Raw genomic sequence first — 13,170 nt, forward strand, 5'->3', positions numbered from 1 at the left:
CACAAACCCCACACACCACAAGCAAATTGCTTGTTTTTCCAAGACCATACCCACACCCCTCGCATCGCTTTTTTAAAAAAAGACAAAAAAGACGATTCCACCGGCACCGCCCACTATGAAATACTGGTGGAACCGGCCGTCCAGGGAGCCCCGCCACGGCCAAGGCGCAACACAGTCAGGGATCGAATCCACACACATCACACAGAAAAATGGTGACCGACATGAGACTCTCCGACGAAGAACGCACCCGCTATCTGGCCCCCACCCATCACATCGACTGCGACTCAGAGGCCATCGCCGCCTACGTCGCACCCCGCATTGCAGGACTCTCCTCCGACAAGGAGAAGGCCATGGCCCTCTTCAACGCCGTGCGCGACGACGTCCTCTACGACCCGTACTATTACGACCTCAGCCCCGACGGGATGCGGGCCAGCTCCGTCCTGAAAAAGGGCAGGGGCTACTGCGTGGCCAAGGCCCTGGTGTATACCGCTGCCGTGCGGGCCGCAGGGGTACCGGCACGCCTGGGGTTCGCCGATGTCAAAAACCACCTGAGCACCCGGCGCCTGAGGGAGCTTATGGGTACCGACCTTTTTGTTTACCACGGCTACTCGGAGGTGTTCCTCAGCGGGCGATGGATCAAGGTGACCCCCACCTTCAACGCCTCCCTGTGCGAAAAGTTCGGCGTCCACCCCCTGGAGTTCGACGGGGAGACCGACTGCCTCTTCCATCCCTTTGACGCCGAAGGCCGCAAACACATGGAGTATGTCCTGGACCGGGGCCCCTACGACGACATCCCCGTGGACGAGATCATCAACGCGTCCCTGGCCGCCTACCCCAATCTCTTTAAAACCCTGGAAAGCTTAGGGGGAAAAGAACTCGGAGACTTTGCCCGGGAAGCCGCCTCGGAGAACAAATAAAAAACGCCCTGCAGGATCCGTCCTGCAGGGCGTCATAGATGTTCCTGCCTTTACGCGGGGTTATTCGCCCTCTGCTGAAGGCTCCTCCTTTTTCACTGCGGAGGCAACCGAGCTGTAGATCTGCTTGAACGCCTCGTCAAACCCCGTGGGGGAGACGCGCCCCACCTCGATAAATTTTACGACGATCTCCTTGGCTGCGCGCAGGATCTGCTCATCCGTCGATGCCATCTTCATCAGCTTCCCTCCGGTGTGTTGGTGTCGCTCTTCCGAGGGGCGTCGCCGGACGCCCCGGAGCCCTGGTTTTCAGCCGTCACAGGCTGTCCGTTTGCGTAAGTCACAACCCGGGTGGTCCCGTCCGACGCCCGTGTCACCATCTTGCCGTCGGGCTTTCCTTTGACCCACGTTCCGCGAAGCTCGGTGCCGTCGGTGAGCTTGCGGGTTCCGCGCCCGTCAAAAAGACCCTCCTTGAAAAGACCGGAAAAGCTGCTCCCGTCTTCATAGGTCATGGTACCGGTCCCATGGGGCTTCAGGCTCTTGACCTCCCCTGAGTACCGGGCGCCGTCCGGGTAAAACACGTTGAAGGGTCCCCGCATCAGGCCCTCATGGAACGAGCCCTCGAACCGCACGCCCTCGGCCGTGGTGAGAATGCCCTCCCCTTCGAAAAGATTCTCGTGGAACCGCCCTTCGTAGCGGGTGCCGTCCGGCGAGGTGTACACACCCTTGCCCTCCATGATCCGGGCGTCTTTCATGTACCCGAAGAACCGGGCTCCGTCGGCAAAGGTCCACTGGCCCTTGCCCGCGATCTTGTCTTCGATGAAGGGACCGGTGAAGGTAGCGCCGTCCGGGTAGGTGACCGTGCCCTTTCCGTGGAACCGGTTCTCCTCGAACATGCCCTCGTACCGGGTGCCATCAGGCTCCACAAGAATCCCCTTGCCCTGCATCTTCTCATTGACGATGCTGCCGGTGTACAAGGTGCCTCCGGGAAAGGCGATCTCCCCTTCCCCTTCCAGGTGCCCGTCCACGAACTCCCCTTTGAGGGTACTGCCGTCCGGTGCGGTGAGGGTGCCCTCCCCGTTCATGGTATCGTTGGTAAAGGATCCCACGTAGACATGGCCGTCGGCATAGACCAGGGTCCCGGTGCCCTCCATGCGTCCCTTGCGAAATTCACCGGTGTACACAGCCCCTTCCACGAAAAAAAGAACCCCCGGCCCCTGGGGAACTCCGTCTTTAAAGGTTCCGGTAAGGCGTTTGCCGTCCTTGAAAAAGAGGGTCCCGTGACCGCTGGGCCGCCCATCGTCAAAGGAACCGGTAAACCGTCGTCCGTCTCCGTAGACCACGGTGCCGTGCCCCTTCTGCAGCCCCTCGCCGAAGCCCCCCATGTACCGGGTGCCGTCGGGAAAAATCATCTCGCCCACGCCTTCGGGAATGCCGACTTTTACCTGCCCGACGTAACGGGTCCCGTCTTGGTAGACGCGCACTCCGCTTCCCGAGGCAACCCCCGACTTGAAGGCTCCCTCGTAACTCCCGCCGTCGGCGTAGTGGTACACCCCTTGTCCGTTTTCACAATCACCGCTTTCGCAGGAGCCGGACCCATCGGCGTATGCGGCGGAGAGACCGGCAATGACCCAGAAGGCCAGCGCGTTCACCGTCAATTTTTTTATCATCAATCGTTACCCTTTTCAGGTTCTGCCATAAAAAACATCCCGCATGCCGCCATCAAGGCCATGCATGCCCTCGGACAGGCGCAAGTAAATTTGTTTTAATATCCCATAGGCAAAGGGTTTGTCAAACCAGCCATCACCCCGGCACCCCGGTATCCATGCAATTCCAGTACCCTTTACGTCACGCACCATCTATTCTTTTATTGCCATCCACCGCCATATAAGATAACATCAACTCTTTTACGAGCATTCCAATCAGCAATGCGCCCGGCCTGCAAGGCCTGAAATCCATGACAATCTTTGGAGGCTTGGAAACGAACCGTTTGAGTCCGACGGAACGGACCGACACCGGTATGCGCCGTGCCAGACCCCTTCGCCCGAACGATTCCCGACCCGACCACACGCCGCCAAAATACCCATACACGAAACACAGGGAGACCGCTTTGACCGAGCTGATCATCACCCACCCGGGTTCCTCACATTTTGACGAATTTTTCGCCCTCTGCCTTATCCTGGCCGCCCACCCGGACACCGATTTTACCATAGAAAGACGAGAGCCCACGGCCGAAGAGGTGGCAGACCCCGCCATATGGGTGGTGGACATCGGCGAAGAGTACGACCCGGAGAAACGCAACTATGACCACCACCAGAACATCGAGCTCTCCGCAAGCTTTGTACTGGTGGCTGAGGCCCTGGGCTGCGCCGCCTCCCTGTCATCCCTTCCCTGGTGGCGTTTTAAAGACCGCATCGACCGATTCGGCCCGGCCAAGGTGGGCGCCGAGATCGGCACCACCGAGCTGCGCACCACCTACAGCCCCATGGAAGGGTGGATGCTCGACATGTTCGCCGCCGACCCCGACTCCCTGATCCCCATCATGCGCCGATTCGGCCGCAAGGCCCTGGACAGCGCCCGGAAACTCACGGACCAGCTGGAGCTGTGGTCCAACGCCAAACGCGTGACCATCAACGGCTACGGCATCCTCATCGGCGACACCGACGACTCCGAAGGCGCCCAGGAGTTCAACTTCCGCCAGGCAGACCCGGCTGCAGTCTGCATCACCCGGGACAGCCGTGGGGACGGCTGGAAGCTCATGCGTTTTGACAACGCCCCGGAGGTGAACTTTGCCAAGCTCCAGGGACGCCCCGATATCCGCTTCACCCACAAAACCGGTTTCGTGGCCAAGACCAACGAACGCCTTCCCGAGGCCGAGGTTCTGGAGTTGGTGCGCCTGGCCTTGCCGGAACAGTAGAACGACTACAACCCCTTGGGGGTCTGATACTCAGAGACAAAAAAGCCGCAGCACAAGCTGCGGCTTTTTTTGTTTGTCATTGGTACCGACGTAACGCTCAATCTGCCTCCGGCAGGCACCCTGTCAAAGCCACAGCCAACAGCCCGCAGCCCCCCGTGAGGAGCACAACCAGATAGTCTTCGGGATCACGCCCCGCCCGACGCTGCCTCATGCGCCAGCCCAGAAGCCCTGCAAAGCAGATCAAAGAGACCATCCAGCCCTCAGGGTTAAAGGAAACATCCAGCAGCGCATAGGCGGTCTCTCCTTTGGCGCGGACAACCCGCAGGGGGAAGAGCTGCTTGAGCATCTTCTGCCCTCCTTTGGCTTCCAGCCCGTGGGTATGGGAGGCGATGGGGCGGTAAGCGCGATCCGTCACCCACACCCGGACACTCTTTTTGTCCGTCACCACAAAGGTCCGCTTGAGAAGGTCACAGTACACGGCAAGGCTCATGGTGTCCGGGTCGTAGCCCGCCATGGGCAGGGCAATGGGCCTGTAGTCGTCATAGGAGAGAAGGCTTGCGGTGCCGTCCCCTTCGATCATCAGGCCATAAAACTCCCGCCGGGGATTTTCGTCCATGCCGATGTAACGGATGCCGCTGGCCGGGGCCAGACCCGTATTCTTCACCCAGGGTTTTCCCCGCACCATCTTCAGGTGAAAAAGGGTCCCCCCGGCATCGGTAATGAAATAGCCTTCGTCAAAGGGCTTCCGGGCTGTGGGATTGCCGAAGATACCCTGGGCCGGAAAGACAAACCCCTTGCGGGTCAACGCCTTTGTAAACCGATCGGACCGGTCCGCATCCACGGCGTTGGTTTCGGCGTCCAAAAACTCAAAAGCGTCTGTCACCCGAAACATAGAGTCAGGCTCCTCCAGCTGGGTAAACCCCGAAGCGGACTCGTACAGGGGATACAGGGGCACCACCGGGCTGTTTAAGGTGCGCGGCCGAAGGCTCAGAACCTGACGGTTCATGGCCACCTTTTTATAGGTCACTTCTACACCGTCCAGGGATTCGGGCAGACAGCCCCAGGCGGCCAGATCTTTATAAAAAAACATGGGCAGGGCCGTCTCAAACTCTCGTCTGGTGTACTCCTTCCCGGAAAGATCCGTCATCCGGCGCTGCCCCGTCTCTTTATCCCTGTCATTGACCATGAATGTCTTCAAAGATGAGCTGTAGAGGATAAAGGGAGAAAACGACCTCTCCACAAGCAGCCTCCTTGCCTGCTCCGGAACGTAGATGGCACACACCAGGGTTATCAGAAGAACAATGGCACATCGCGAAACCTTGAGCATCAGACAATCCCCCTTTTAAATCGATGGGCGGGCAACAGAACCGTGGGCAGATAAAGGGCACACGCCAGGGCATACCAGTCCAAAGAGACGTCAAAAACCCCAAAACTTTTTTTCACCAGCAGCAACACCGTGCCAAAGGCGATGACACCGTAAACAGCCTTGCGCCACCAGGCCGTCTCCACCAGGGCCAGTACAGCCCCGAAATAGGCAGGCACCGCCGCAAGGCACCAGGGTGCCGCCGTTAACAGGGCACCCGACACGATCTCCGCGGGGAAATAGCATCCCATGATCAGGGCCAGGCACACGGCGCTGATCCCGCAAAGGCCTGCCACACAGAGGCATCCCACCCCCAGCATGCACACCAGGGACAGGGTGTGGGGCAGGGGAAGGTGAAAAAGGATGCGCAGGCGCCTCTTGCCCGTCTCCGGTACGAACTGCACCAGAGCCGTCACCAGCCCCACAAAGGGTGCCAGCCACATGATGTCCCCGTAAAAAACGGATTGCTTGATCGCCGCCATGTACCAGAGGTGGTACGCCCCCTTGGCAAGCACGGCCGACCTGAGCATGATAAAAATCTTCCCATAAACCGCCAGGGTGATCCCCAGCAACACAAGGAGGAACCAGCGAAGCTTGATCCACTCCTTATATACAATCGCCTTGTACATGTGTTTTCATATCCTTGTTTTGTTGATGCCTTCTATGCTTAAGGCGCATGGATAAGCCTGCCTCCGGCAGCCAGGGGCTGATCCTCTGGGGCCCAGGTTGCGAATGCGCTTTCCCCCTCGTTCCTCGGGTCAACTCACATCCGCCTTTAAATCAAACGTCGGCCTTCATCATCGTTTCGACCATCGGCATATTTACATAACCGCCTGAGCCCCCTTACCCCCTGGAGCGCCGCACTCCTGTGCGGCACGGGTAACGACGGACTAAAAAGCCGCACCGGAGTGCGGCGCTCCGTTTCGGTCATTCTTTATCGTTTTTTTCGAAGGTCGCGGCCCAAACGATGACCAAAACCCAAGCGTCATTCAAAACGATCCGTTAAGGACTATGTATTTGACGTTAAGATAACTTAACCGCCAACAGAGCCGCCGGATCCATACGTTTAAACGTTACCTGCCATCAATATTTGCCGGTCAACCCGATAAAGGCGTCTTCCAGGGTCATGGAGACCGGCACAAGCCCTGAGGCATCCATGCCTGAGGCACCCAGGTGCTCACGCACGACGTCTTGGGATTCAAAGCTGTAGAGATACTGCCGATCGCCGAGGCACTCCGTCCGGGCTATGATCCCGTCCTGTACCGGTTCTTTTCCCCCGTTGCGGGGAAGGCCGTAGCAGCGGAACCCTTCGGTGAAGCCCTGGAGGCTGGAGCTCACAAGGGTGCGGCCCTGATCCAGAATCACGATATCGTCCACAAACCGCTCCAGGTCCTGAACAATGTGGGAGGTAATGAGAATGGTTGTGCCGTAACGTTCCGCATAATCCAGGAGGTAGTCGAGAAACAGGCGACAGTCCTCACATCCAGCCCCAGTGAATAATCGTCCAGGATCATCAGCTCGGGCATCTGGGCCAGGATCAGAGCCAGGGTCACCTGGGACCGCTGGCCGCAGGACATCCGGTGGATCTTGCGATTGTCCGGGAGCCCCAGACGGTCCATGAGGTCTCTGAACACCCCGTGGTTCCACATCGGATAAAAAGAGGCGTAAATACTCAGCCTGGATGAATTAAAGACGTACTGGAGAAAGGTTTCGTGCAGCAGGCCGATGCGGGCCCTGGTCTCCGGTCGCAGACTGTGGGAGGGCTCACCGAAAATCCGGCACACCCCGCCTTTGGGGGAGAGAAACCCCATCATGATGTTGATGGTGGTGCTCTTTCCCGCTCCGTTTTTCCCGAGGAGTCCAAAAATACGGCCCTTTTTCACCTCAAAACTGAGGCCCCTGAGCACATCCTTGCCCCCGTAGCTGTGGCACAGGTTGTCCACCTGGATCACCGCGTCCGACATGATCTCATTGCTCCTTTTCATTAGAAACTCACCTCGCCGCCAAGCCAGAACTGGCGGCCCAGTTCGTAGTTCTTGCCATCGGCCAGGACTTTTTTGTTAAAGAGGTTGTTCACCTCCAGGGTGGTTGTAAAAACACTCTGCCCCCACAAGGGAAGCTTCCAGCGGAGCTTGCAATCCACCACCACACTGGAGGAGCGATCCCGCTCGGCGTAGACCGGGAGCTCTTCGGAGACCTTCTCCCCGGTCAGAGGGTTTGTCTGGGCCTGGTCGTCGGGGACCTCTTTGGTCTTGCCCGTACTCTCCACCTTGGTGTAGGAACCCCGGTACCGGGCGATGGTGGTCAGGGTCATGCGCGCGGGCAGAGAGGCAACGGCCGTGACATTGGCCATCCAGGGTTTGTTAAAGGTACTCCTGGGCAGCTCGGCTTTATAAATCACCTTGTCTCCGTACCAGACACGGTCATCGTCCACCTCGCTGTCGTAGGAGCCGTTGGAGGAGTCAGTATCCTGGTATGTTACGTTCAGGTTAAGGCTGTGGGCACCGAAGCGGCGCCCCCAGGCCACGCGATGGCTCTTGTGATCGTAAAAGCCGTCGTTGGTCATGGTGTAATAGCGCAACCCGTCGGGCTGGATGGCCCCGTAAGTCCGGGCAAACTGCTCCCGCCCTTTTCGGCGCACATACTTGTACCCCAGGGTTCCGCCCCCGACCCTCTGGTCGACACCGATCTGAAATTCGTCGGCATAGGGGGTTTTCAGGGAGGAAAAGGTCTCCACATTGTTCCCGGCGTCCGACACCGGCCACCAGAAACCGCCCAGGGTCCCGGAGGGATCGCTGCCGGAAAAGACCATATCCAGATAGGGCTTTCGCACCTCGGTGCGATACGGTTTCTTGGCCTCTCGAAGCTTGTACGTGATGAAGGTGGCGCTGTGGTACCGGTTGAAACCCGAGGTGAACACCGTGCGGCCGTCCCCGAAGCTGTCCCAGGACGCCGACATCCTCGGGGCCACGTCCAGGTTGTCCATGAAGTCGTTGGCGGCGACGCGGAGCCCCGGCCGCAGGGTGACTCTGCCGCACACCATCTCGTCCTGGCCATAGAGGCTCAAGGCATTCACAACTGCCGAGGAATCGTCGGCATCAAAGACCTTGCGCATGCTGAAGTACTGCTGGTTGTCTTCGCAGTCGTAGCTGTTGCCGGGGGAGATCACCGTATCGGACTTTACCGGGTCCGTGTAGATCATGGAGGTTTCCTTGCGGTCGAAGGTGCCCTTGGTCAAATCGTAGGCAATGCCAGTGCTCAGGGTATGGCGCCCACCCCACCCGTTAAAGGAGATCTCCGACAGATCGGCACGGGTGGTGAAACTCTCCTGGGTCTTGGAGATATCCCCGTACCCGCCTTCCTTGGAGTAAGCAGACCCCGCATCAGCTCCCCAGGGTTTGGAGGCAGTGGCGGCCCATTGACGAAGATCCTTCGGGGCCTCCCGCTCGTTTACGCTCCTTCGAAATGCCCCGGTGATCTCCAGGGCCCCGAAGCCCAGCCCCCGGTTCCACCGCCCCTGGATGCGATCCCCGCCCCCCTTGATGGTGTAGTCGCTGTCTTTGATATCCGAGAGGAAACGCTCCTCCTCATACGGGGAGTGAAACAGGCTCAACTCAAAGGCATTCAGGTAATCCGGGTCCCAGGAGAGCTTGGCCATGATATTTCTCAGGTGCCGCTCTTCATCCTTCCACCCCTTGAAATGCCGTTTGGAGATGGTGGACCGCACCTCGTTGACGGAACCCAAGGCCCCCAGGGTATCACCCAGGGGCATGCTGAGGCTTCCGCCGTAAATATGCTTTTCAAACCGGGGGTCTTCAATTACCTCATCGTCGGAAGACGGTGGGGTAAGGGAGGCCTCATCGTCCTCTTCTTCCTCCCACTGGAAAAAGTGGGTCCACTGGCTCCGGGTAGTCCGGTAATAGACCTTACCCTTGGGCTTGATGCCCGCTTTGACGGTTTTTGCGTCCACCACCCCGCCGGAAAAATCACCGAACCGGGCAGGCACGTTGCTGTCGTAAACCGCCACCTCCTCCACCAGGTCCGAATCCAGGAAAATCTCCTGGGGATGGCCAGGAACGTCGTTGACCACCTGGTGGCGTTCGGAGCCAGGATCCAGGAGGCTGTTGTTGGAAATCCCGTCCACGGAAAAATTGTTCTGGTAGGCCTTGCCGCCGGAAATGGAGATATTCACAGGCAGGATCTCCCCGGCTGTCTTGGCAGAGCGCCAGGAGTCATCCGGCTGGATATCCGGAAGCACCAGCAGAAGCTCGTTTAAATCCCCGTTCCCACCGGAAAGATGCCGAAGCATCTGATAATCAAGAATGGAAACCCCGGAGGCCTTGCTCTCCATGGTACCCGTCACGGTGAGGGTATCCCCTTTCACCGCCACCTCGTCGCTCTTTTCCACCGCTGTTTTTTCCACGTCCCGGTCTGTATTTCCAGAGACCGCAACCTCAACCGGAGACTTTGCTGTTCCTTCTTCAGCCCATGCCGTTGCCGCAAAACCAGCGACCATCAGGGCCATGGCGACCCCCAGCCAGGCGGCACGCCCGCTGCCCGAACGACACCCTCCGTCGAGGCCGACGCATCGCCTCACACACCTTCGTATCATTGCATCACTCTTCCATCTGAAAGGGGCCCTCCATGGGAAGGACTCCTTGGGTACGTCCCGTAAACCGCCTCGCTGCATTCACGATTATGCGGTTGAATCCAAACAAATACTCGACAGGGGATCTTAATCGGCATGCAGGGGCCGGGTGTCCGTTGTATCCGGTATGCCGTCCCCGTCGCTGTCCGGGTCCAGGGCCAGGCCCGATGCGGCGATGTCCTCAGGGGAAGCCAATGGGCTGAAAAAGTCAGGCAGACCGTCGCCGTCGGTATCGACCTGGGCGACCCAGTTTTCCGGCTTTTCCGGGCTCCAAAACGGCATTTCCGAAAAATCGTCGATCTCAGCCATGGTGGCAGCCGTTAATTTAATCCCCCTATTGATCTCCGCACGGTTCCCCATGGACATTGACAACGCAACGGATTTGTCAACGGCACCAGCGAGCGTGTACGCATTGGCAAGGGTTAATGACGTCGTTGAAATGGTGGAGCTGCCAACACAAAGCTTGACGCATTCATCGTCTTCATAGAAAGCCGCTTTCGTGGCAATCGCCTTATTTAATATACTTATGGCTTCATCGGTATAACCTAAGGAGATCAAAACCTTGGCGGCCCGGATCAAATACCCACCCCGAAGAGTGAGAAGTTCGTCGTGTTCTCCGTACTGCCCTGAGGCCCACTGCTCATCGGTGATAGACTCATCGAAGATAAGGACACTCTTGGTCGCAAATGTACTGACCACCTCAAGCAGCCGCCCTTTATCTCCCAAGGCGACCTGGGACCTCGCCAACCAAAGATACATTTCGGCCACCTCTGAGGCGTCGGCTCCTTTCCCGACAACACCGTCCGCCGCAGACCGAGCTTCAACAAGGCATTGAGCGGCGCGGTCAAGACGGCCAACCGAGATCCAACAAGAAGAGGCTTCGCAAAGGCCTCTTACCTTCCACAGAGCCCCGGAAAGATCCCGGGCAACGGCTTCTGTGGTTTCGCAGAAAGCAAGCTGTGTATCCTTCTTATTCATCAGGCTATAAAGGTACGCCAGCTTTGGGTAACCTTGTAGAATTTTGACAGTAAAAGCCGCCTCTTTATCATCCGTCGTAAAGTCGTCCAAAATCGCTTGGGCCTTTTCCAAGGCTTTGACAGCATCGGCATACCGACCGGGCCCCAGGGCGATCAGGGTTGCAGCCATTCGCTTCGAGCCTTTGTTTTGGGCAAAGTAAGTCAGAGCATTAATCTTCTCCTTAGTTTCCTTAACCTTATCCTTGTTGACGATTCGATCCACCACGGCCAAAGCGTCATCTATGTCTTCTGAGGTTACAGCCTTTGAAGTTGCTAAAAAGGCATAAACCCGATTTTTGTACGCCGCAGGAGCCTCACTGATCAACGAATCGACCAGGGGCATCTCACCAAAGGTGCAAAGGACCGGTATCACATAAGTTGCAACGTAAAACCACGTAGAAGACTTCGTAAACGGATATGAATCACACAGCGCCCTGATCTCTTCATATGCATTCATCCCACCGAGTCTGTATGCTTCGTCCCCAAATGTTTCGTACATTGAGGCGTACAGCTGGACAACCCACGAAAGGCAAAACACCCTTTTTCTATAATAATCAACCGTATGCGGATCATCATCTTTCTTTGGATAATCCGGGTTGACCGCATCGTCCGCAGGGACCTTTTTTGATAAAGAGAGCATCATACCCGGGTATAAAGCGGCCTGGGCTTCGTTGCCATCTTCCACAAATCTGTCTCCCGCTTTTTTCATGGAGACGACAAGACGGTTCAGCGATGAGGTATTTACTTCTGCCATCGCCTCACTGCACTCTTTGACATACCGCACCACAGAGTCGGCCTTATCCATCTCCCCGGCCTCCCTGTATTGGTTGATAAGGCTATTCAATGCGGCAGCGTCTTTATCATCAAAATAGGCCTTACCCACTGCCTCGATTTTTTTCTTGTACAGAGATTCAGCCTTCTCAAGGGCTTGAAGAATATTCTCTTGTGGAATACCTCCTGTGCGCTCATTGAAGGAAATCAAAGTCTTGCCCAACCGACGGAACCCTTCAGCTCGTACCATGGTTGAAAAAACCTTCGTGTCCAAGATGGTTTTGGCCTCTAAAAAAAGGCCGGCCTCGGCCAAGCCATGGGCGACACGCTCCAGAATGTAGTCATTGACCGTATCATCCCGCACCGTCTCAACGAGTTTTTCAGCCTTGTAGAGATGGGAGGCATCGGAATTGAAATAGTAATCCAAGCGCTTAGCGTTGTCGTCACCCAGCAGCTCGCTGGCAAACAACGGCTCCCTGATGTCGTATTTTGCAGCCACCGGGGTGATGATGGATGCGATCTCCGTGTTGTCCCTGACCCAGCCGATAAGGACCGGATAGGTATCCCCCAGAAAGGTATCGTAGGTCGCGATACCGGAGGTCCTGAGCACCCATCGGATGACACGCTCCGGGGCCATACTCTCCAGATGGATGGGCCGACCACCTGTCGCAGCCAGGATATCGCCGATGAGATCCCTCGCGCGGGTTTTAAACAACGGATCATCCTTTAATGAGGAGGGGCTGTTGGCGTCCAGCACCTCAGTCAGGCACGACAAAAGCCGTCGTCTCACAAACACCTCACCGGGGGCCTCTCCCTTTTCCACGGCCTCCTTGATCGCAGTGACCGCCTCATCAAGTTCGGGATGCTCGGAGGTATCGGGGAGCCCGTCCGCTGAAAAAGTAAGCCCCTCAAAGGCGCTTCCCTTACATCCCTTGGTCCGTCGGGTCGTTGCCACCAAAGAGAGCATCATGGTCTTGGCGTGAAAGTGGCCCCCTTCCACCGAAGGCCGGGCGGTGAGCTTGTCTTCCGAGACCTTCAGCCTGCCGGCCACAGCAGTGCGGGCGGCGCTCAGGGACGCCCCGTTTGCCACATCAAGGCCCACCAGGGTGGTCACCGGGCTCACCACAACGGCCCGAGTCTTGCCTTCATACATCTCCAGGGGAGCCATCATCACCATCCCCCTGAAATTAAGGCCGTCCGGCCCGGTGGTGCCATCCTTGCCGCCGCGGGCAAAAAGCATGAGCGACTTAAGGTCCACACCAGCGCCCACGGTCACGGTAAAGCGGCCCTGCTCATCGGTGACACAGGGTCCGTAAAGCCCGTCGCTGCCGTCCCTGTTCAGTGCATAGACCGTGGCTTTGGAAACGGGACCGTCTTCCACGACGCCGGAAAGGGTAATCCCCGGTCCGGGGGCTGCGCCTCCTCCGCCCGACCCGCCGCAGGCAGAAAGGCTCAAGGTTGTCACGGCTGCCAGGAGCAGCCTGATCCACATCACATACTTCATCGATACATCCTTCGTGTTGCAAACGGTTCACTATCTGGAA

Annotated in this window: 10 protein-coding genes; 2 read left to right on the top strand and 8 right to left on the bottom strand. The window is 57.7% G+C overall.

The annotated features are described in order from the left end of the window. Positions 1–221 precede the first annotated feature (221 nt). A complete protein-coding gene (locus ACOYW2_RS16450) occupies positions 222–917 on the top strand; it encodes a transglutaminase-like domain-containing protein (protein ID WP_482415484.1) in 696 nt (231 codons plus the stop codon). 60 nt (positions 918–977) lie between these two features. Here the strand turns inward: ACOYW2_RS16450 and ACOYW2_RS16455 are convergent, their stop codons facing one another. Beyond that, positions 978–1,151: a hypothetical protein gene (locus ACOYW2_RS16455; protein ID WP_482767210.1), complete on the bottom strand. Its 174-nt coding sequence runs from the start codon at positions 1,149–1,151 to the stop codon at positions 978–980. Further along, positions 1,151–2,581, bottom strand: a complete 1,431-nt coding sequence (locus ACOYW2_RS16460; protein WP_482767211.1) for an MORN repeat-containing protein — start codon at positions 2,579–2,581, stop codon at positions 1,151–1,153. Before ACOYW2_RS16460 ends, ACOYW2_RS16455 begins: the two co-directional genes overlap by 1 nt. A gap of 440 nt (positions 2,582–3,021) precedes the next feature. On the opposite strand from ACOYW2_RS16460, the gene ACOYW2_RS16465 reads away from it, so the two are divergent. After that, positions 3,022–3,828 (top strand): MYG1 family protein, encoded by an 807-nt coding sequence (locus tag ACOYW2_RS16465; RefSeq protein ID WP_482767212.1) that lies wholly within the window; start codon positions 3,022–3,024, stop codon positions 3,826–3,828. A gap of 97 nt (positions 3,829–3,925) precedes the next feature. On the opposite strand, the gene ACOYW2_RS16470 is transcribed toward ACOYW2_RS16465, so the two are convergent. The 6 genes from ACOYW2_RS16470 to ACOYW2_RS16495 form a co-directional block, all read right to left on the bottom strand. Next, complete coding sequence (locus tag ACOYW2_RS16470; RefSeq protein ID WP_482767213.1) at positions 3,926–5,155, bottom strand: DUF4857 domain-containing protein; 1,230 nt, start codon at positions 5,153–5,155, stop codon at positions 3,926–3,928. After that, positions 5,155–5,820, bottom strand: coding sequence for a hypothetical protein (locus ACOYW2_RS16475; RefSeq protein ID WP_482767214.1), 666 nt, complete (start codon positions 5,818–5,820; stop codon positions 5,155–5,157). Before ACOYW2_RS16475 ends, ACOYW2_RS16470 begins: the two co-directional genes overlap by 1 nt. Before the next feature lie 454 nt (positions 5,821–6,274). Further along, positions 6,275–6,568 (bottom strand): hypothetical protein, encoded by a 294-nt coding sequence (locus ACOYW2_RS16480; RefSeq protein ID WP_482767215.1) that lies wholly within the window; start codon positions 6,566–6,568, stop codon positions 6,275–6,277. Beyond that, entirely contained in the window at positions 6,553–7,176 is a 624-nt protein-coding gene (locus ACOYW2_RS16485) for an ATP-binding cassette domain-containing protein (protein ID WP_482767216.1), read from the bottom strand. Before ACOYW2_RS16485 ends, ACOYW2_RS16480 begins: the two co-directional genes overlap by 16 nt. Further along, entirely contained in the window at positions 7,176–9,803 is a 2,628-nt protein-coding gene (locus ACOYW2_RS16490) for a TonB-dependent receptor (RefSeq protein WP_482767217.1), read from the bottom strand. Before ACOYW2_RS16490 ends, ACOYW2_RS16485 begins: the two co-directional genes overlap by 1 nt. A gap of 123 nt (positions 9,804–9,926) precedes the next feature. Next, entirely contained in the window at positions 9,927–13,130 is a 3,204-nt protein-coding gene (locus ACOYW2_RS16495; RefSeq protein ID WP_482767218.1) for a hypothetical protein, read from the bottom strand. Between the last annotated feature and the right edge of the window lie 40 nt (positions 13,131–13,170).

Source organism: Desulfoluna sp. CLI2B, assembly GCF_056847375.1.